The sequence below is a fragment of the Pelolinea submarina genome (assembly GCF_003966975.1).
GTDB classification, from domain to species: Bacteria; Chloroflexota; Anaerolineae; order Anaerolineales; family Anaerolineaceae; genus Pelolinea; species Pelolinea submarina.
In genome coordinates this window covers 994,844-1,015,680 of sequence record NZ_AP018437.1, presented here as the reverse complement: position 1 = coordinate 1,015,680, position 20,837 = coordinate 994,844, and the positions used below count along the sequence as shown (strand labels likewise).

15 protein-coding genes are annotated in these 20,837 nt (G+C 58.8%); 5 read left to right on the top strand and 10 right to left on the bottom strand.

The genetic code is table 11. From position 1 onward, the window contains the following. From ccmA to Pelsub_RS04475, 3 genes are read left to right on the top strand one after another with little or no spacing between them, the layout of a single operon-like run. Positions 1–1,440, top strand: coding sequence for a heme ABC exporter ATP-binding protein CcmA (gene ccmA, locus Pelsub_RS04485; protein WP_116224921.1), 1,440 nt, complete (start codon positions 1–3; stop codon positions 1,438–1,440). Positions 1,441–1,444: 4 nt separating this feature from the next. After that, on the top strand, positions 1,445–2,149 hold the full coding sequence (locus Pelsub_RS04480) for a cytochrome c biogenesis protein (RefSeq protein WP_116224922.1): 705 nt from the start codon (positions 1,445–1,447) through the stop codon (positions 2,147–2,149). Beyond that, positions 2,146–2,268 carry a CcmD family protein gene (locus Pelsub_RS04475; protein WP_116224923.1) on the top strand — a complete coding sequence of 41 codons (123 nt, stop codon included), beginning with the start codon at positions 2,146–2,148 and terminating at the stop codon, positions 2,266–2,268. Before Pelsub_RS04480 ends, Pelsub_RS04475 begins: the two co-directional genes overlap by 4 nt. 22 nt (positions 2,269–2,290) lie before the next feature. Here Pelsub_RS04475 and Pelsub_RS04470 read toward each other — a convergent pair whose 3' ends face one another. From Pelsub_RS04470 to Pelsub_RS04425, 10 genes are all read right to left on the bottom strand, one after another. After that, a complete protein-coding gene (locus tag Pelsub_RS04470; protein WP_158674979.1) occupies positions 2,291–2,959 on the bottom strand; it encodes an NYN domain-containing protein in 669 nt (222 codons plus the stop codon). 239 nt (positions 2,960–3,198) lie between these two features. Next, complete coding sequence (locus Pelsub_RS04465; protein ID WP_158674978.1) at positions 3,199–3,693, bottom strand: acetyl-CoA carboxylase biotin carboxyl carrier protein subunit; 495 nt, start codon at positions 3,691–3,693, stop codon at positions 3,199–3,201. Positions 3,694–3,695: 2 nt separating this feature from the next. Beyond that, positions 3,696–5,189, bottom strand: coding sequence for an acetyl-CoA carboxylase biotin carboxylase subunit (locus tag Pelsub_RS04460; protein ID WP_116224926.1), 1,494 nt, complete (start codon positions 5,187–5,189; stop codon positions 3,696–3,698). A 17-nt stretch (positions 5,190–5,206) separates the two neighbouring features. Then, positions 5,207–6,760 carry an acyl-CoA carboxylase subunit beta gene (locus tag Pelsub_RS04455; protein ID WP_116225039.1) on the bottom strand — a complete coding sequence of 518 codons (1,554 nt, stop codon included), beginning with the start codon at positions 6,758–6,760 and terminating at the stop codon, positions 5,207–5,209. 82 nt (positions 6,761–6,842) lie between these two features. After that, entirely contained in the window at positions 6,843–7,616 is a 774-nt protein-coding gene (locus Pelsub_RS04450) for a 4'-phosphopantetheinyl transferase family protein (RefSeq protein WP_158674977.1), read from the bottom strand. Positions 7,617–7,655: 39 nt separating this feature from the next. Continuing rightward, complete coding sequence (locus Pelsub_RS04445) at positions 7,656–9,266, bottom strand: PfaD family polyunsaturated fatty acid/polyketide biosynthesis protein (protein WP_116224928.1); 1,611 nt, start codon at positions 9,264–9,266, stop codon at positions 7,656–7,658. After that, complete coding sequence (locus Pelsub_RS04440) at positions 9,263–10,549, bottom strand: hotdog family protein (RefSeq protein ID WP_158674976.1); 1,287 nt, start codon at positions 10,547–10,549, stop codon at positions 9,263–9,265. The genes Pelsub_RS04445 and Pelsub_RS04440 overlap by 4 nt, the downstream gene beginning before the upstream one ends. Positions 10,550–10,560: 11 nt before the next feature. Then, positions 10,561–11,988 (bottom strand): PfaB family protein, encoded by a 1,428-nt coding sequence (locus tag Pelsub_RS04435; RefSeq protein ID WP_158674975.1) that lies wholly within the window; start codon positions 11,986–11,988, stop codon positions 10,561–10,563. Between the two features lie 40 nt (positions 11,989–12,028). Beyond that, positions 12,029–13,774 carry an SDR family NAD(P)-dependent oxidoreductase gene (locus Pelsub_RS04430; RefSeq protein WP_116224931.1) on the bottom strand — a complete coding sequence of 582 codons (1,746 nt, stop codon included), beginning with the start codon at positions 13,772–13,774 and terminating at the stop codon, positions 12,029–12,031. 9 nt (positions 13,775–13,783) lie between these two features. Then, on the bottom strand, positions 13,784–19,000 hold the full coding sequence (locus Pelsub_RS04425; RefSeq protein ID WP_116224932.1) for a type I polyketide synthase: 5,217 nt from the start codon (positions 18,998–19,000) through the stop codon (positions 13,784–13,786). A 290-nt stretch (positions 19,001–19,290) separates the two neighbouring features. Here Pelsub_RS04425 and Pelsub_RS04420 point away from each other — a divergent pair, with 290 nt between their 5' ends. Both Pelsub_RS04420 and Pelsub_RS04415 read left to right on the top strand, forming a co-directional pair. Beyond that, positions 19,291–19,950, top strand: a complete 660-nt coding sequence (locus Pelsub_RS04420) for an RNA polymerase sigma factor (RefSeq protein WP_116224933.1) — start codon at positions 19,291–19,293, stop codon at positions 19,948–19,950. Beyond that, entirely contained in the window at positions 19,947–20,825 is an 879-nt protein-coding gene (locus tag Pelsub_RS04415; RefSeq protein ID WP_116224934.1) for an anti-sigma factor family protein, read from the top strand. Before Pelsub_RS04420 ends, Pelsub_RS04415 begins: the two co-directional genes overlap by 4 nt. Positions 20,826–20,837 lie beyond the last annotated feature (12 nt).

Here is a 20,837-nt window from a genome sequence, read left to right as displayed (position 1 = left end):
ATGGAACCAACCGACACCCTCCTCCACATTCAGGGACTCAGCAAGCGCTACCAATTCCGGCGCGTGTTCGCCAATCTTGACATGGAGCTGGCGCGCGGGGAATGGGTGCTGATCTGCGGGCCCAACGGCGCGGGCAAGTCCACCCTGCTGCGCCTGATCGCCGGACTGGAAAAAGCGCAGGTCGGCAGCCTTACCAGCGTCGCCGCCCGGATCGGCTACCTCTCGCACGCTTCCGGTTTGTACGAGGACCTGTCCCCGCGCGAGAATCTGGAATTCTTCGCCAAAATCTTCCGCCTGGAGAATGGCCCCCAGCGCGCCGCGGAGTTGCTGGAACAATTCGGCTTGACCGAGCGCCGCGACGACCCGGTACGTTCGCTGTCGCGCGGCATGATCCGGCGACTGTCCATCGCCCTGGCCGTGCTGCACCAGCCCGACCTGCTGCTCCTTGATGAGCCCTTCTCGGGGCTGGATTACGATGCGCAGCTTGCGCTGCTGGATTTACTCAAGGGAATTCAGGCGCAGGGCTGCACCATCGTGTTGACCACGCACGAGTTTTCGCTGGAAGAAGCGCTGGATTTCCGCCTGCTCTACCTGCACAAAGGAAAGCTCATACACGACCAGCGCTGCCGCGCGTTTGCCGAAGCCCGCGACATTTACCAAAACGCCATGCGCGCCGGGCAAAAAGAGACAAAAAAAACAAAACCGCCAACGGAAAAGACACCGCAAGCGCGCCTGAACACCCCGGCCTCCCATCCGCCTTACCGCCTGCGCGATTACCTGGCCCAGGTTTGGGCGGTGGCGCAGAAGGACCTGCGCACCGAAATGCGCACGCGCGAGCTGCTCAACTTCATGCTGCTGTTCGGGCTGAGCGCCATCCTGATCTTCAGCTTCGCCTTCAACCTGATGAGCAATGCCGTGCGGAATTTCATCCCCGGCATGCTGTGGACGGCCCTGATCTTCACCGGCTTTCTGGGCCTGTCCAAGGCGGTCAACCGCGATTTCGCCAACCAGTCCATGGACGTCCTGCGCATCGCGCCGCTTGAGCCTTCGGCAATTTACCTGGGCAAGCTGCTGGGCATTTTCATCGTGCAGTTATCCGTAGCGGTGGTTCTGCTGCTGGCCGCGCTGATCCTGTTCAACACGGCACTATTACAACCTGCCATGGCCACCGCGCTTTCCAGCGGCATCCTGGGGCTGGCTGCCTCGGGTACCCTGCTGGCTACCCTGGTGGAGCGCACGCGCTCACGCGAGATGCTGCTGCCGGTGCTGTTGATGCCCGTGCTGATCCCCCTGCTAATCGCCTGCGTGCAGGTCACCCAGGACGCGGCCGCCGGCCTGGCCCTGGTTGAGTCGCTGGCCTGGTACCGCCTGATCTTCATTTACAATATAATCATGGTCAGCGTCGGCATGCTGACCTACGGCTCCACCATCGAGAATTGAACTTATGCAAACATCCGCCCGCACCCCTAAATTGATAAACCTCCTGATCGCGTTAAGCGCCATCTTGTTGATCGGCGCGCTGTGGATGGTTTTCGCTTACGCGCCGCTGGAACAGACCATGGGCATCGTGCAGAAGATCTTTTACTTCCACGTGTCCTCGGCCTGGGTAGGCTTCTTCGCATTCTTTGTTACTTTTGTGGGGAGCCTGCTTTACCTGCTGCGTGGGCAGGATCGTTGGGACCGGCTGGCCGTGGCCTCGGCCGAGATCGGCTTCGTGTTCATCTCCATCACGCTGGTCAGCGGCATGTTGTGGGCCAAACCGGTGTGGGGCGCTTACTGGGTGTGGGAAATGCGCCTGACCATCTCGTTGATCCAGTGGCTGATATATTTTTCCTACACGCTGCTGCGCCGCTCGCTCGCTCATACCGAGGACGCCGCGCGGGTCAGCGCAGTCTACGGCATCGTGGCCTTCGTGACCGTGCCGCTGTCCTGGTTTGCCATCCGTTGGTGGCGCACCATCCACCCGCAGGTCTTCAGCAGTTCCTCCAGCGGCTTGCCCGCCAGTATGCTGGCCACCCTGTTGGTCTGCCTGGGAGCTTTCAGCGTGCTGTACTTCACCTTCCTGCTGCAGCGCCTGCGCCTGGAAAAGTTAGTGCGCGAACGCCTGGCGGTCTTGAGCGCGGAAGCGGATAGGGAGTGGGCCGCATGAATTACCTCATATTGGCTTACGCCCTGATCTTTTCGGGGATCATTGGTTACCAGGTCTCGCTGTTCGTGCGCGCCAAAAAGTTGGAGAATTTTTTACGAAACCATAATAAATTAACATAAAATTTGTATTTACATATTTGAATTATTTATATTCGTTAGGTTTATTAATTGATTTTCCGTTGTAAATTACCGGATCTGATAATTGATGATTTAGTAACCTTTTATAACTTATAGTTTTACAATTTGATTCACCTAATAACTTCGTTATTTCTTTTGATTTCCTAAAAGGTGGCGAAATTGAGAAAATTTCAAAGTTAGGATCATTCATTTTTATTTTTCTAATCACTGGAATTTGGTCGGAGTCTCCTCCAAGAAGAATCATAGCACCACAATTTGACAAATAAAAATCAGAAAGCATTTCTGTTGAAATCTCGACATCTGTTTTCTTCTCGACATGTGATTTGAAAGTCTGGTTACAACGGGAGCAAAATATCTCAATTACTTTAAACTCCCCTTGATAAAAACTATCGGCATCCATTGTACTTAAACTGATAAGAGCATTTTGATATATTTGTTGCCTTTTATGGCTATCCTGTTTATAAGAGGGAGCTTCAAAGAATTTTATTTTCTGTAGGGTAATTTGTGGAAAATTATAGGATTTGATAAAAGATTCGAGATTAAGCCAGAGGAGATTTCCCCATGGTCTCTTTTGAGTAAATGGTTTATATCCTTTCGGTGGAATATTTCTTTTATCAATAATTCCATGGTACAAGTTATAACCATCAATATATGCAAAGCAACTCTTATTCACCACTTGACGCTCCCCTAATAACATGTTATTATATTTCTAACATCCCCACGGTGGAGACACTGTGGAACCAACCACCCATATGGGTGGTTGTTTATTTAACAATTTTATATCACTTTCCTATTTCTTCAATCCTATAACAATAAACAATTCCATTATTGTTTTCAATTATTAATATAGAAATTTAGATGATCACAAGAAGAAAATGGAAGATATTAGTAATATCTACTCTTTAATAGCGCCTATTCAGTCCTCTTCAGCGCCACCATCCCGTCGCCCTTCTCCACGTTCTGCCCCTTGGACACCAGCACCTTTTCGACCGTGCCGGCGAAAGGCGCGCGGAACTCCATCAACATCTTCATGGACTCCAGCACCACAAGCACCTGGTTGTTGTCCACCGCGTCGCCCGCGGTTACCAGCACCTGGCTCACCACGCCCGGGATGGGCGCGTTGATGCTGCCCTCGTCCTTCTTCACTTCGCGTTTCTTGCCATGGCCGCGTTCCGGCTGCACGACCGTGTCCACCTGCAGGCCGCGCGTGGTCACCTGGTAAACGTCTTCTTCGCGCGGTTTGATGTGAAATTCACGCTTGCCTTCGTCGCGCTCCAGCATGAACAGACCGTCGTCATTCAGGAAATGAATGCCCGCGTAGACCTCATTGCCGTCGATCCAGACACGCTCGCCCTCGATCTCGACCTGGTATTCCTTGCCGCCGATGGTGACGTGGTACTTGTCCATTTCTAGTAGAACCCCACCATTTGTTCGCGCCAGGCCGCCGTGCGCCATTGGTTGGCTTCACGGGTGACCCTGGCCGCGGTCTGCTTCAACTTGTTATGGATGAACAGCGCGGCCGCCAGCGCGGTTTCTTTCAGCAGTTTTTCCTCATCCTCGCTGCTGTCCGTGGTTTGGAAGGATTCCAGGTACATGGTATCCACCTGGCCGGAAAGGAAGGCTTCGCTGCGCACGATGTCGCGTAAATAGCCCAGGTCAGTGGTCAGGCCGGCAATGTTGAATTCTTCCAGCGCGCCCAACATGCGCCGGATGGCGGTGGCGCGGTCTTCGCCCCACACGATCAACTTGGCGATCAGCGAATCGTAATCCGTGGATATGTACATGCCCTGGTACAGGGCCGAATCCACGCGGATGCCCGAACCGCTGGGGATCTTCAAATAGCTGACCTGCCCGGAAGTGGGCATGAAGGACTGGTCGGGGTCTTCGGCAATCACGCGCGCTTCAATGGCCGTGCCGCGCATTTGGATCTGGTCCTGCTGCAGCGTCAGGCAGCCGCTGGCCGCCAGCAAGATCTGCGTGTTGACCAGGTCGATGCCGGTCACCAGCTCGGTGATGGGATGTTCCACCTGAATGCGCGGGTTGACCTCGATGAAGTAGAAGTTCTGGTTCTCGGCCAACAGGAATTCCACCGTGCCCAGGCTGCGGTAGTTCAACGCCAGGCCCACCTGGCGGGCGGCCTCGTACAGGCGCGCGCGCACTTCCTTGTCCAAACCGGGCGCGGGCGCTTCTTCGATCAATTTCTGATGGCGGCGCTGAATGGAGCATTCGCGCTCGCCGATCACGAGGATGTTGCCGTTCCCGTCGCCCAATATCTGTACTTCAATGTGGCGCGCCGGGCGCACGAACTTCTCGATGTATACCTTGTCGTCGCCGAAAGCCAGCTCGGCTTCCTGGCTGGCGGAGCCCACCATTCGCAGCAGCTCTTCGTCGCTGTCGGCCAAACGGATGCCGCGCCCGCCGCCGCCGGAGACAGCCTTGACCAGCACCGGATAACCGATATCCGTGCCGATTTCTTTGGGAACGCCGCCATCGGCCAGGCTGAACTCGCTGCCCGGCAGCACCGGCACGCCGGCCTGCGCGGCGATCTTGCGCGCTTCCAGTTTGTCGCCAGTCAAAGCGATGGCTTCCGGGCTGGGGCCGATGAAGATGATGCCGGCTTTTTCAACCTTTTGTGCGAACAGCGGGTTTTCAGAAAGGAAACCATACCCGGGGTGGATGGCGTCCGCTTTGGTCTTGCGGGCGGCCGCCAGTACGGCGTCGATGTTCAGGTAGGACTGGGACGCGGGCGTTGGCCCGATGTAAACGGCCTCGTCGGCGTAGCGGGTATGCAGGGCTTCACGGTCGCGGTCGGAATAGACCGCCACGCTGGTGTAGCCCAGGTCGCGGCAGGCGCGCATGATGCGCACTGCGATTTCTCCACGGTTGGCAATCAGTATTTTCATCGAAGGTCCTTTCTGTTCTATAAGGGAATGTTGCCGTGTTTGCGCGGGGGCGTGGGTTTACGCTTGTCCCGCAGGGATTCCAAAGCGTCGATCAGGCGCCTTCTGGTTTCAGCCGGATGGATGACGTTGTCCAGGTAACCGCGCGCAGCGGCTACGTAAGGATTGGCCAATTCTTCACGGTATTTTTCAATCAGTTCGCTGCGGCGTGCCTGCGCATCTTCCGCCTCGGCCAGTTCTTTGCGGTAGATGATGTTGACCGCGCCGTCCGGGCCCATCACGGCCACTTCCGCCTGCGGCCAGGCCAGGTTGATATCGCCGCCCAAATGCTTGGAGCTCATCACGATGTACGCGCCGCCGTAAGCTTTGCGCAGGATGATGGATACTTTCGGGACGGAGGCTTCCGCGTAGGCGAAGATCATCTTGGCGCCGTGCCGGATGACCCCGCCGTGCTCCTGTTCCACGCCGGGCAGGAACCCGGGGGTGTCCACAAAAGTCACCAGCGGAATGTGGAACGCGTCACAAAAACGGATGAAACGCGCGCCCTTATCCGAGGAATTGATGTCCAGCACGCCCGCCAGCACCATGGGCTGGTTGGCCACGATGCCCACCGGGTAGCCGTTCAGGCGCGCGAAGCCGATTACGATATTTTGGGCGTAATCTTCCTGCACTTCCAGGAATTCGCTGTCGTCCACGATCTCCGCGATCACCTCGCGCATATCGTAAGGCTTCTGCGCGTCCAGCGGCACCAGGTTGGCCAGCGCTTCGCAGCTGCGTTTAGGATCGTCGGAGGCTTCCACGTAGGGCGCGGCGTTGAGGTTGTTGGAGGGCAGGAACGACAGCAGCCAGCGGATCTTGTCCAACAGCGCGCCTTCGTTCTCGTCCGAGAAATGCGCCACGCCGCTCTTGCTCAAATGCACGGACGCGCCCCCCAGCGTCTCGAAATCCACGTCCTCATGCGTCACCGCCCGCACCACGTCCGGGCCGGTGATGAACATGTTAGCCGTGTCTTTGACAATGAAAATGAAATCGGTCAGGGCCGGCGAATAGACCGCCGCGCCCGCGCAGGGGCCCAGGATGGCCGTGATCTGCGGGACAATGCCGGATGCGCGCGTGTTGCGCAGGAACATCTCGCCGCAGGCCGCCAATGAATTGACGCCTTCCTGGATGCGCGCGCCGCCGGAATCGTTCAAGCCAATCACCGGCGCGCCGTTCTCCAGCGCCATGTCGATGATCTTGGCGATCTTCAAGCCGTGTTCCTCGCCCAGCGAGCCGCCCATGACGGTGAAGTCCTGGGCATAAACGTACACCAAACGCCCATCGATGCGCCCCCAACCGGTAACCACGCCATCCGTCAGCGGATGGGATTGCTCCAGCCCAAAACCGCTTGCACGGTGGGTGCGGAAGGGGTCGATTTCGTTGAACGAATCCGCGTCCAACAGCTTTTCAATGCGCTCGCGGGCGGTCAGCTTGCCCTTGTCATGCTGCGCCTGTACGCGGCACTCCCCGCCGGCAGCCATGGCTGTCCGCCGCAGTTCTTCTAATTTCAAATCCAGTTTATCCGTATTTTCCATATTGCACATCAGTGTTCGTGTCTTTCCTTTGGTTTAACCCGAAAAACGCCGGGGAGGTTTGCAGTTTAGCAGTGCGCTGCTATCAAACGGTCTCAATTCGCGCTTTTTCCAGGTTCAGGAAGCGCAATTGAACAGGCTGAACCGCCGCCAATGCCAGCGCGGCGCAATATCCGGGCGCCGGGTTGAATTGCGCGATCGAGTAGCCCGCAAGTTTTCCGTAACGGTAAGGTTGCGCTTCATCCTGGCTGAACCAAGCCTGCAGCAAATCGGTCGTATCCGCTTGCGCGCGGATGCCACGCCCATCGGCCTTTCCTACAGCTTCTTTCAGCGTCCAGGCTGCGATAAACGCCGCCTCACGGTAGGCTTGCGGGACTGTATTCAATACTTCCCGCTCCGCCCTGTTGAAAAGCTGTGCCAATGCCCAGCCTTGCGCGCGCAAAGGATGGATGCGTTCGATGTCCACACCCAACGGCAGGCCGCGGCTGAGCGCCAGCAGCATCCATTCGCCGCTGTGCGACAGGTTGAATTGCAGCCTCGCGGCCATGAGCGGGTCGGCCAACTGCGGTTTGCCGTCCGGAAGATACGCCAGCTCGACTTGCCGCGGCGTCAACCCAATATAACTAGCCAATACGGTCCGCAGCGCGGCCCGCGCGGTCACGAAATCCGCCCGTTTCTCCGGGATGCGCAGGCGCTGCGCGCGCGCGATCTCATCTTCTGTCAGAATCGCCCGCAGGTCACCCTGTTCGCGCCATGCTTCCAAACGAACACGCCAAACGTGCGCCTGCCCTGCTTCCAGAGCAGGCAGCGAGGTCGGGGTATGCCAATCCAAACCCCTTCCCACTTGCTCGTTACGCATATTTAGACTCAGGTTGACCATGAGAAAACCTTTAGCTTGCTATCCTGCCGGCTGCGGTTGGTAGCTCTGAATTTCAGCGGGGATTTCCACACCCTGCAATTTCAAGGCCTGCACGCGGAAGGTGTAAGCCGCGCCGCGCAGCAGCTGCCAGGCCACGTCCGCCACGTGCCGACCGCGGTAATCTTCCAGGTACGTGCCGCGCACCCATTCATTGAACGCGCCCATGGAAGGCCCGCACCAGATCTGGTAATCCATACGGCGCTCCTCCACCCCGTCGCGCGACCAGCGCGAGGAAAGGCCCAGGTACCAGCGGAATACCAATGCCATTTTCTTCTTGGGGCTTTGTTCGGCCTTCTCGATCTGTTCGGGACTGCGTTGTTTGAAGAAATCCACGGTGCCCTGCCAGATATCGTCGAAGGTGCGTTGGAAGATTTTGGTCTCCAGTTCCTCGCGCACCGCCGCCGGGATATCATCCAGGGATTCGTAGGTGTTGTAGAGTTCGTACAGTTTCTGCGCGCGCATGGCGAACAGGCTGCCCTTCTTGAGCACCTGCACGCGCGCGCCCAGCTCGAACATGTCCGCCGAGGGCGCCATGCCCACGTCTGCCATGTCGGCCTTGGCCAACATCTGGCGGGTGTATTCGCACGCGCCGGATTCCACGCAGGCCTGGTTGACCGAGCCGCTCACCACGTAAGCCGCACCCATCATGTAGGCCGCCAGGGCCGATTCGGGCGTGCTGATACCGCCGGCCGCGCCGATGCGCACCGGCTGGGCAAAACGGTTCTCGGCTTGCATTTGGTCGCGCAGCGCCAGGATACCCGGCAGCAGCGAGATGGTGGGGCGGTTGTCAGTGTGCCCGCCGGAATCGCCTTCCACAGTGATGTCGTCGCCCATGGGGACATGCTTAGCCAATTCGGCTTGCTCGGCCGTGATCTTGCCCGCGGCCACCAGTTGGTTCAGGACCTTCTCGGGGGCCGGGTTGAGGAAGTGCAGCGCGATCTCGCGCCGCGAAACCTTGCCGATCACGTGATTCTCGATCCGAATACTGCCGTCGCCGTTTTTCGACAGCCCAGCGGCGCGGTACTGCACCAGCGCCGGGGTCAAACGCAAATAAGCGGCCGCTTCCACGGCGCGCACCTTCTTCTCCAGGAACAGGTCCACAGTACCCTGCTCCATCTGCGGGTCGAAGGGGTTGTGCAGCAGGTTAAACATGTAGGGTCCGTCCGGCAGAGCCGCCTGGATGGTGTCCACCGCCTGGGCAAGACGCTGCGGGGATAAACCGCCGCTGCCGAAGGAGCCCAACAGCCCTTCCTTGCCCAGCGCGATGACCATCTCTTCGGAAGCGATGGCATTGGCCATACCGCCGGCATAATAAGCCGCCCGGCAGCCGTACGTGCTGCGGAAGGTCGCGTCGCCCAAAGCCTCTATTGGCAATGGGGCCAGCCAGCCGGCCAAATCAGCCGCCTTGCCGTTCGGCGAAACCGGCATGCCGCTGTTGGAAAAAACCAGGCCGCCCTTACCCGCCACCGCGTACACCGGTTGGTCCAGTGCGGCCAGGCAAGCGCGCACGCGCTCGTTGTTATCCGTCAGGTCCTGGCTGGCCCCTTCCCATGCCAGGCTCATTGCTGCGTTTGGTTTCGTGTTCATCATTTGCTGCTCTCTTTCAATGTCATATTCAGGTTTTCAATAGCGTAGATGCGCAGGCCATCCACCCAGAAATCCGCGTCCGCGCGGATGACCGGTGTGGGGCCGGAGCGGTCGATGTCCTTGATATGGATCTCAAAATAGGTGCGCTGGTTGCGCGGCAGCACTTGCCCGCGGTATTTCCAGCTCAGCGCTTCATTTCCCGCAAAGGAAAGCCTGGTTGCGGCCGGGTCAATCTGCGGGAACTCCCGCCGCAGGTATTTCCACAGGCTGCGCGCGATAGCTTCCACCCCCAGCGAACCCGGCATAACCGGGTCCTGGTAGAAATGGTTGCTGTAGAACCACTCATCGGCCTGAAGGTCCTTTTGGCCGAGGATGACGCCCTTGGCAAAACGCCCGCCCGCCGGGTCGAACCAGGTCTGGTCAACCAGATCCAGCAGTCCACGCTCTCCCCCGACAGTGCTTGTCCCCAGCGGCCGGAAGGTCAGCGGAACGTCGGTGTTCTCGATCAACATCGCACGCTTTTCCTGGCCGTCCAACCCGCTTTGCTTTTCCATGGTAGCCGGGGTGAAATAACCGAAGGAAGATTCACCCGACAGGAAGGTCTGGCCGTCCACCGACAGCGCGAAGCTGTAGGCTTGAATGGTCAACCCGCCGCTGGAAAACGCGCGCGTCAATTGGGCCGTGTTGGTGACCGTTTTTCCGCGCAAATCCGGCAGGTCCGCGAAACGCAGGTTGCCGTCCAGGTTGCGGAACAGGTTGTTCTCAGGCGGGATAACCAGCGACGTGCCTAGGTAAGCCGAAAGGATACCGCAGGGCTGCAGCGCCATTTCCATCAGGACCGCCAAGGGAACCTGCGGATAACCCTCTTCCCTCAGGTACCAGGCATCCGCCGGGATGTCCACCTGGCTGGTGATGGCGGCCGGCGGCTGCGGGTTTCTGCGTTCGCCGGAGATCGCCACCACCCGGTCGATCAGCAGCAGGCGCCCATTGGGGATGCGCGGCGTTTTACGCTGGTCCAGGATGGCATAATCCGGCCCGAAGCAGGCGGCCACCGAACCGCTGGCAAACTCCTCAAGCTGGCGGCGGGTGAACAGTGGCGCTTGCTCCGGCAGGGGTGCCTGGGGCAGCGGCGCGTTCCCGTTCAGCACGGAAAGCGCGGCCAGCATTGCGGCCTGGTTTTCCAATAGGCTGTGGTGCAGCGCGCTGCTTTGCGCCATGACCTCATCCAATATTTCCAGCATACGCCCGGGGCCGCGCTCAGTTATTTCAGCTTGATTCATATTCATCAGCATATTTCCTATTCAGCGGCGCTCAACACGGATAGATCCAGCGGAACGCGCTGGCCGATCAGACGCGCCAGCAGCTTCAGGATGGAAACGTTGTCGCTGACGTTGTTCTGGTTGATGGTCATGGAGGCGTGCGGGCGATCCTTCAAAATGGCATCCACCCACTTGGAACAGTTGCTGCCCGCCCCCAGCTCGATAAACACGCGTGCGCCGTCAGCGTAAACCTGTTCGACCAGCCGCGGGAAATCCACCGCGTGGGTCAGCATGTGCGCGAAACTGCGCGCGATACTGTGGGATTCCATTTCCAGCGGAGTGTAATCGGCCGCGGAATATACCAGAATTTCCGGTTTGTGTTCCACCGGCCAGTAATGCATGCGTTCAAAGGCTTCGAACTCGGATTCCACCGGCTGGCAGTGGATGGCGTGCTCGTAAGGCGCTTTCAGGTGCATGCACTTCAAACTTTCGGCTACACGCAAACAAGCCGCTTCGTCGCCGCCGATCACCACCTGGCGGGAGGTATTGATGTGGGTGATGTACACCCGCTCGCCCGGCTGGATGGCCGCGCGCACTTTTTCTTCGGAGGCCATCAGGATGTAATTCGCCCAGATGGATTTCCCTTCTTCGTACACTGCGCTATCCGGCAGCTGCCAGTATTCGCGGATGGCGTTCTGCCGCCCGGAAACCCGTTCGTGGAAGAGCGGCGAAGCTTCCAGCGAGGTGCGCATGGCATCCGCCTGGGTCCAAATACCGCTGGCGAACATCATGCTGTTCTCACCCAGGCTGTAGCCGAAGGCCGCCGACGGTTGGATATTGAAAATATCCTGCAGGATGACCGTGAACAGGTATGAGAAAAAGATACCGCTTGAGATCATCAGGGTCGGTTGGTGCTGCAGCTTGTCCTGCAGCGCGGCGATCACTTGCGGGTCGTCCGTCTGCGGGAAGATCACTTCCGCGTTCATAGCATGCTCCGGGTCGTCCGTTAGCACGTCCAGGCTCTCGCTTAACTGCGGGAATAATTGGAACAACTGCCTGCCCATGCCCACATATGTGCCGAAAGCGCCCGGATAGACAAATGCGATCCTGGCCTGCGCTCCCAGGGGGTGCGGGCTGAAATAGCTGCCTGTGGGTGTCTGCCAGTCCCTGCCGCTCTCGAACGCGCCCGGCAGGCTTTCCTGCGCGCGTTCCAGCTCAGCCAGCAGGTCCGCTCGCGAAGCGCCCAAGATGGACAGGGCATATGGTTGGGAAGCGTCCAACTTGGAAAGCTGCGCGCGGATAAACCCTTCAAAATCCTCGCTGCCGGTCAATCCTTCCCGCGCTTCCCCCAGCTTTCGCGCGGCGTCTTCCGCCGAAGAAAAGCTGATGGGCAGCAGGTAAAAGCCCATTTCAAAGAACGGGTTCGCGCGTTGGGATATTTGGGCAAGCGTGTTATTCATAGCCATACAAATTTTCTCCGCTGAGGAAGGGAATCTTGAGGTAAAGCTAAACAGCTTTTCTGCCGATGAAACGGCTGAGCTGTTTGCTGACTGTGCCTTCCAGCCCCTTGAATTGGAAGAAGGTATTGCCGTCATCGTCCACCACCAGGATATCGCCCGAAATAGCGTGGTCGTTGTGGCTGACAATCGTCAGGACCGCCCATATCGCCTGTCCGAAGGGTATAGAACGGTACTGGATCCATTCGTGCAGGCGCGAGGGCAGGCAGGGGGCGTCGTAAACCTCCTGGCTCCAAAACAGCATGCTCTGCACGATGGCATCGTTGATGTAGGGGTTGGTCGCGTCGGCGGGGAACTGGCCCTGCGCCATGCGCGGCATTTCTGGCAGGAAGACCCGCGTCACCACTTTCAGTTCGTCTACGATGGCCACTTTCTGGATGCCCTGGAAAGCCGGCCCATGGAAGAAGGTGCCGTCCGCGTAGGACGGCTGCCCGTCCCGGAAAGTTTTCTCGTTATGCGCCAACGCCAGGATTTCAGGATGATTGGGCGTTTCAAGCGGTGTTTTGACCAGATCCACCTGGCCGCTGTAATGGAACAGCGTGCGGCCCTTTTCATTCGTGCTGGTCACCACTACCTCGAACGAGCGCAGGTTATCTCCGCTGCTTGCCAGTTGGTCCAGCTTCAGGTCGTAGGCTTGCTCGCCTTCCCCAAAGGTGATGCCTTTCAGCACCTTGAAATCCTCCATACGCTGGAACTTCCAGCCCGGGTTGGCGGCCTCGCAGGCGTTGATCAACCAGGCCGAGGCGCAGGTAGCCGGCAGCACCGGGTTGGGCCCAATGCAGTGGTCCAGGGCGAAGGGATTTTCCGCCAGCGTGATGCGGCGCTGGATGACCATGGGGTTATCCTTCACAACCGCAATCTCGTTTTCGGCGAAGATGGGACTGCCCACCACAACCTGCGGAATGCTGCGCGCGGTTCCACTCAGTTCCGCCACCAGCGTCTCGACGCCTTCATCCGTTTGGATCAGCGGGATATGGCGTTCCTCGAAAACCTTCTTCAACTGCGGCGAAACCATGCCGGAATCCCAGGGACCCCAGTTGATGGCCAGCACACGGCAATTGGGCAGCGATTTCTTCAACAAGCGGGCGGATTGGTTCAACACCTCGTTGGCTACCGCGTAGTCGGCTTGTCCGGCGTTGCCGAAAAAGCCCGCCACGGATGAGAACAACACCAGGAATTCCAATTTGGCCGGGTCCACAACCTGCATGACCGTGGCCAGGCCCTTGACCTTGGTGTTCACGACCAGATCGTAATCCTGCTCGGTCTTTTTCTCGATCAGTTTATCGGCCAGGTTGCCGGCCCCGTGGATCACGCCGGTGATGGCGCCCAACTCCTGCTCTGCCGCTTCGATCAGCGGCGCGCAGCTCTTCGCGTCGGTCACGTCCGCAGAGATGTAGCGGGCCTGCCCGCCCAGTTCGGTGATTGCTTTCAAGGTTGCGCTGATTTCCCGCGACGAGAGCACTTGTTTCACGGCGCGCTGCAATTCTTTCGGGGTGACTTTTTCACCCTTCTCAAGGAACGCGGCCGCCGCCTTCTTTTGCAGGTCTTCCTGGCTCTCCACGCCCCACGCCCAGGCAGGTTCTTCCGCTTGCAGGGGCGAGCGCCCCAGCAGGATGAACTTGCAGGCCGCGGCTTCGGCCAGACGGATGGCGCATTGGGCTGTGATGCCCTTGGCACCGCCGGTGATCAACAGAACGGACTCGCCGTTCAATAATGCGTTATTCTTTTCAGTCATAATGCTGGCTTAACCTTCGTCTTCAAGTGCCACGGTGAAACGTCCCGTGGGGGTATACCCCACCTCGGTCAGACGCAGGTCCGCGTCGTGGATCTCATCCAGGATCACCTCGGCGGCCTCCTGTGCGTCCACCTCCGGGTGAATGTCCAGGGCACGGCAATACACGGTCGGCCATTCCAGGCGCAGGGTCTTGGTCAACCCGGCGAAACCGCCCGGATAAGGATCGCTGCTCTTGGTGCCGTTCAGGCCAAACTGGCCGTCCATCTGCGTTACCGTCAGGAAAGCCGTACGGGCCTGCCCCGCGGCTTGCGCCAGCGGCGCTTTCAAATGGCGCGCCATCAGGAAGACCGATTTGAGCGCTTCGGCATTCTTCTCGCTGATATCGATGGCTTTCTTGCCGTTTCCGTTGTGGCTGGGTTCGAGATGTACAAAGCCAACCAGCTTGTCGTTCTCCGCAATGATCTGCTCCATCAGCGCCTGAACCGCCTCATCGTTCACCGCGCTCAGACGGTACTGTTTCACGTCAGATGAGGTTTCACCGGATGCATCCGCTGCGGCGGTCTTGCCGTTCTTGCCGATGTGGATCAGGCTGACTCCCAACCCTTTGGCCTGCAGGGCTTTTGTCAAAGCCTGCGTGCGCTGGCTGCCGTCGTCCGTGAGGACGATGCTGCTGCCCTGCGGATATTCAAAGGCCACCTGGTCGGGTTTGGGCAGTGCCTGAATCATCACCGGGTAGGTGGCGATGCCGCTCTTTTTCGGCTCCTCACTCGGAGCTGAACTAGGGTTTGGCGCCGCCTGGGGTTCAGGTTGGCGCTGCGAACCGTCGGTCTTGAAAGCGCCGATGATCTGTTCCAGCGTGCGCAGCTCAACCAACTCGTCCGCGCCGATGCTGGGCAGTTCAGGATATTGCTCCTGCATGGCGCCCAATATTTCAACGCGTTTGATGGAATCAATGCCCAGGTCGGCTTCCATGTCCATGCCCAATTCGAGCATGTCCACCGGATAGCCGGTCTTTTCGCTCACGATCGCCAAAAAGGCGCTTTGGATCTCGGCCGAAGGCGGAGCGGATGAAACCGAAGCCGCCGCTGTTTCAGGCGCCGGCGCTGCTGCCGGGCTGGCAGGCAGGGCCTGCGGCGCTGCCGCTGCCGCGCCGTCCGTCTCGAAAGCGCCGACGATCTGTTCCAGTGTGCGCAGTTCGACCAATTCGTCTGCGCCAATGCTGGGCAGTTCGGGGTATTGTTCCTGCATGGCACCCAAAATTTCGACGCGTTTGATGGAATCGATGCCCAGGTCGGCTTCCATATCCATGCCCAATTCGAGCATGTCCACCGGATAGCCGGTCTTTTCACTCACGATCGCCAAGAAGGCGCGCTGGATCTCGGCCGAGGGCGGAGCGGATGCAACCGCAGCCGCAACGGCAGGTTCAGGTGTCCCAGTCGCTGCCGGAGCTGTGCTGACAGGCTGCGCTGCCGCAGAAGAAGCGGGCGCACTCACCTTGAAAGCGCCAATGATCTGTTCCAGCGTGCGCAGTTCAACTAACTCGTCCGCGCCGATGGTCGGCAATTCGGGATACTGCTCCTGCACCGCGCCCAAAATCTCTACGCGTTTGATGGAGTCGATGCCCAGGTCGGCTTCCATGTCCATGCCAAGTTCCAGCATTTCCACCGGGTAGCCGGTCTTTTCGCTCACGATCGCCAGGAAGGCTACCTGGAGTTCATCGGCTGCCGCGGGACCAGCCGCGGCCGGTTTGGCTTCGGGTGCTGCGGTTGTCTCGGGCGCGGCTTCCACCGCGGGTGCTTCAGGCACCGCCTCTGCGTCACGAATAACCGGCGCCGTCACCGCAGGTGCTGCGGGGGTGGAAGCCGGTGCGGAAACAGCCGGAGCGCTGCCCATCAAAGCCTGTAGCATGGCAGCATACTGCTGTGTGAAAGCGGTCTGCGATTGGATGTATTCCTGGTGCGCGCTGCTGGTGGCGCTGTGCTGGCTGGCGATGAAGTTCGCCTGCTTTTCGATCAGTCCTAATTTATTAGTGTCTGCGTTTCCATTTTGGCTGGAAAGCAGGGATATTTCCGTATTCGTCAGTTCGTGCAGGGCGCCCTTGGAGGCGTTGTCGTTCTGCAGGTACTGCTGGTGCGCCTTCAGGATCTCGTTCTGGTGGTCCTGCAGGCGTGTGATCAAGTTTTCGATGTGTGCGTTGCCGGCCATTGCCGCTACCGGTGCCGCTGCTGTTGTCGCGGCAGCTTGAGGCTGCGCAGCTGGAGTTGCTTGAGCAGTCGAGATAGGCGCAGCAACTACGGCAGCGGGCCCCTGCCCATGTCGGTTCTGTTTGAGGGCTTCCTCGAACTTCGCCTGCGTGGCCGCGGTAGTGTACAAACCACCGTTCAACTGCACCGCCACCTTGCTGGCCTTTTTCTCTTTCTGCTCCGTGTAAGCGCGGTAGGGGTCGATATTGCCCAGCTCGAAACCCAATACGCGCAGCTGTAAGACCGCCTGGCGGAATTGCGCGTCGCTATCGCCCTTCGGGTTGGGGTTGAGGGTCACCACCTCGTAAGGCTGTTCCTTCAGGATATCCTTGACCAGGTTGCTGAGCACATTCTTGGGGCCGCACTCGACGAAAATACGCGCGCCGGCTTTGTACATGTTCTCGATCTCTTCTTGGAAGCGCACCGAATTGAGCATATGCTCGGAAAGGGTCTGCGCTATCGCCTGCGCTTCGGCCGGATAGGGCTGGGCGCTGGCGTTGGAATAGACCTTGCCTTTGGCTTTCTTGAAGGTTTCTTTTTGAATGGCCTGCGCGAAGGGCGCCTTTGCGTGCTCCACGAAAGCGGTGTGGAAGGCCATCGAGACCTTCAGCGGGTAAACGGACAATCCGGCGCCTTCCAGCAGCGCTTTGACGTCCTGAATGCCCTGGGTCGAGCCGGCCAACACCACCTGCGCAGGCGAGTTGTAATTGGCGATCTGCACATCCGGGTTGTCTTTCAACAGCTTGCGCACGCTTTCCACGTCCCCTTTGACCGCGGCCATCGCGCCGCTGTCCTTTCCGGACTCGGCCGGCAAACCCATGGCCTGGCCGCGTGCGGCGGCCAAACGCAGGAAGGCCTCGTCGTCCAGGACGCCGCCGGCCCACAACGCGCTCAATTCGCCGAAGCTGTGCCCGGCGAAGTAATCCGCAGAAAAACCAACAGCCTGGAGCATGCGATAAACCGCCATGCTGAAGGTGCCGATGGCCGGTTGGGCGTTTTCCGTGGCGGTCAAAATTTCCTGCTGCGCCTTCCGTTCATCATCCGAAAAGACCGGGATGGGGAAAACGGTTTGGGTCAGGGCGGCGCGGCCGTCTTTGACTGCCTGGGCGTCCGCCTGTTCGAAGCTTTCGCGGAAGGGCGGGAAGCTGATGGCCAGGTCCTTGCCCATGTTGACGTACTGCGAACCCTGCCCGGGGAACAGCGCGGCCGTTTGGCCTTTCACGTCCATGCCGGAAACCCGGAAATAAATGCCCTTGGGATGCGACCAGGACACCTGGCTCTGGTTCTTGTCGAGCAAACTCAGCGCTTCATTCAGCAACGCGCTGGCATCCTGCGCGTTCTCCGCCAGGAAGCCCAGGCGCGCGTACGCGCTCGGAATGGGTTTCGAATAGCTGTCCCGGTCCAATTGGTTGAGGACATGGACGCCGTCCGCGCCTTGTAGCTGGCCGAGGGTTGCCTGGCAGACCTGCGCCAGTTCCTGCGGAGTTGCGGCGGACAGCAGTACGCTGAAAGGCACTGCCTGGAGGCGCGTGAAAGCCTTTCCCTCGCCCCGGTATTCTTCCATCGCGATGTGGAAATTGGTACCGCCAAAGCCGAAGGAACTCACGCCCGCGCGCCGCGGGGCGCCGTCCGTTGGGCTGAACCACGGGCGTGTCTCCGTGTTCAGGTAGAAGGGCGTGCTTTCGATCTCCATAGCCGGGTTGGGTCTGGAAACGTTGATGGTAGCCGGCAGTACCTTGTGATACAGCGCCAAAGTGGCCTTGATCATGCTGGCCGCGCCGGCGGCCGCTTTGGTGTGGCCGATCTGTGATTTGACACTACCCAAAGCAATGTGTTGTTTGTCGGGGTTGTTCTCTGCGAATACGTCCCGCATGCCTTCGAATTCGGCCGGGTCGCCGGCCATGGTGCCGGTGCCGTGTGCTTCCACCAATCCGACGGTGCCCGCCTCGTAGCCGGCGCGCTCGTAGGCGCGCTTCAGGGCCTTGGATTGCCCGCTGGGGCGCGGCGCGTAAATGCTCTTGAAGTTGCCGTCGCTGGAGGTGCCGATGCCGCGCACAACCGCATAGATGCGGTCGTTGTCGCGCTCGGCGTCTGCCAGGCGCTTCATCACCAGCATGCCAATGCCTTCGCCGGACAGCATGCCGTCCGAATCCGCGCTGAATGCGCGCAGATGGTCGCCCTTGGAAAAGGCCGGTGTCTTGCTGAAGCACATAAAGGTCAGGATAGAGTTATCGGTGTCCACCCCGCCCGTGATCATCATATCCGCGTGTCCCAGCGCCAGCTCGCTGACCGCCAGGTTGACCGCTGCCAAAGAACTGCCGCAGGCCGCGTCCACCACACAGTTGGTGCCGCCCAGGTCTAGGCGGTTGGCGATGCGCCCCGCTACCACGTTACCGATGGCGCCCGGGAAAGCGTTCTCATTCCAGGAGATATAAGCCGATTTCATCTTCTCGATGATCTCGGGGATCTCCGCGTCCGGAACCGAGCTGGTCTTCAATACTTTTTCCCACAGCGGGTACTGCAGGCGGTTCAGCAGCGGCTGGATCACCTTGGAGGACATGCCCACCATACCCAGCACTACACCGGTGCGGTCCAGCACTCCGTTGTTCTGCTCGGTGATGCCCGCGTCCGCTAGTGCGTCGCGCGCTACTATTAAACCCAGCAGCTGCGAGACGTCTGTGACCTCCAGGAAATTCGGCGGCAGGCCGAACTCCATCGAGTCAAACTCGATATCCGGGATGAAACCGCCGTACTTGCTGTAAGACTTGTCCGGTTTGGAAGGATCCGCATCGTAATAATCTGCAACACGCCAACGGGATTCAGGCACCTCGCTTATGCAATTCAACTCAGCCAGAATGTTCTCCCAATAGCGTTCCAAATTGGGCGCTTCTGGGAAAATACCGGCCATGCCGACGATGGCAATGGGAGTCGTGGAGGGTGTCTGTTCCTGAGGGGTAAGGTTCTTTTTCTTTTGTGTACCCATATTCACATCCTTGCAGCCAACTGTTTTATTTGTCTATTCAATTAAGTACAAGTTGGTCTATTTGTTTTATTAGTAAACCCAAACGGGGTTCAAAAGTTACACCGGCTCAATAATCGCCCTTTAAGCCGCTTAATACTCGCGCACACGTGAATTAACGGGATTTTCCAGGAAAATAAGCAAAATTTGGTTTTCAAAGGGGTTCTTGGCGCTTCTAAGGGCGCGGTGTTCCAAACCAGGCAAAAGTGAACCTTTTCCCGCTCAAATGGTACTTAATAATTGACGGAAAGACGATGCAAAACCCTATAATAGCTATGAACGGAATTACACAGGAAAAATTACGCTTCATGTACATGAAAACGGACGGGCATACCCACCAGAGCGCCGCTTCTAAGATTGAACCGGATGCGCTGCTGCTGGAACAAATCGCCGGCGGAGACGAGGGCGCGCTGGAAGCGCTATTCGAGCGCTGCGGTGACCGCCTGTACGCTTACATCCTCGGCATGCTGCACGATGAATCTACCGCGCAGGATGTCCTGCAGGAGACCCTCATCGCCATCTGGAAACAGGCCGGCAGTTACCGAGGAGAAGGGCGCGTGGTCGCCTGGGCTTACGGCATTGCTCGCAACAAAACCCTGCACGCTTACCGTGTCCGTGAAAACCTGCCGCTGGATGAACAGGCGGAAAACACCGCCCAAACCAATGACGGTGACCCGGAACGGCAGGCGCAGCTCCAACAGCGCAGGGAGATCCTGCGCCAGGGGCTGAACGCCCTGGCGCCCCAATATCGTGAAGTGCTGGACCTGTTCTTCCTGCACGACATGAAACTGCAAGAAATCGCCGCAATCTGCAAAATCCCGCTTGGCACGGTGAAAAGCCGTCTGAACCATGCCCGCAGGGAGTTGAAAAACACCCTCGCCCGGCAGGGTCAACGCATGGAGGATCTCATATGAACGAACACGCTGAAATTTTCGAGCTGCTGCCTCAATACGCCGCCGGTCAATTGACCGCGGCGCAGAAGCAGGCCGTCGACCGGCATTTGGCCGGCTGCGACGCCTGCCGAGCCGAACTGGCTTTCTGGCAGGATGTCTCCGGGGTCGTGAAAGCCAACCCGGTGCAGGCTGCCGCGCCGCGCGCGGTGCTGCAAGCCGCCCTGGCAGAGATCCGGGCAGAGCAGCAGCGCACCTCTCTCTTTGCGCATGTCTGGCAGGTGCTCAAAAGCCAGGTACCCCTGGTCAGGAGCGAAATTTGGTCGGCTTCTTTTTTGGTGCTCATCCTGGGCTTTATTGTCACGTTAGTGGCAGACAAAGCCGCCGCCTTCTATGCCATCGCGCCGGTCGTATCCGCGGCCGGGCTGGCGCTTCTCTACGGCGGCAAACAGGACGCGGCTTTCGAGCTGACCCTGGCCACCCCAACCTCGCAGGTTGAGATCCTGCTGGCGCGCTCTTTGCTGGTCTTTGCCTATAACCTGCTGCTGACCATCCTGATCTCATTGGGGCTGGCTGCTGTCTATTCGGTCAGCACGGTGGGGTTGTTGATCTCTGAGTGGATCGCGCCCATGACCTTCCTGTCCGCGCTCGGGCTGGGGATATCCGTTATCGCAGGCTCGGAAAATGCCATCCTGGTCATCTACCTGATCTGGTTGAGCCGTTATTTAATGATGACGAGCGTCGCCCGCAAGTTCTTCGGGAGCGGCGCGCAGATCATGCTGAATTTCTGGCAGTCCAATGCGATCCTCTACGGCTTGTCCGCCCTCATGTTCCTGTGCGTCATCGTGTCCCTCAAGAGCCATTCCGGTACAGCCAGGCAGCTGTCCAACCGTCAATAAACGTAACTTAGG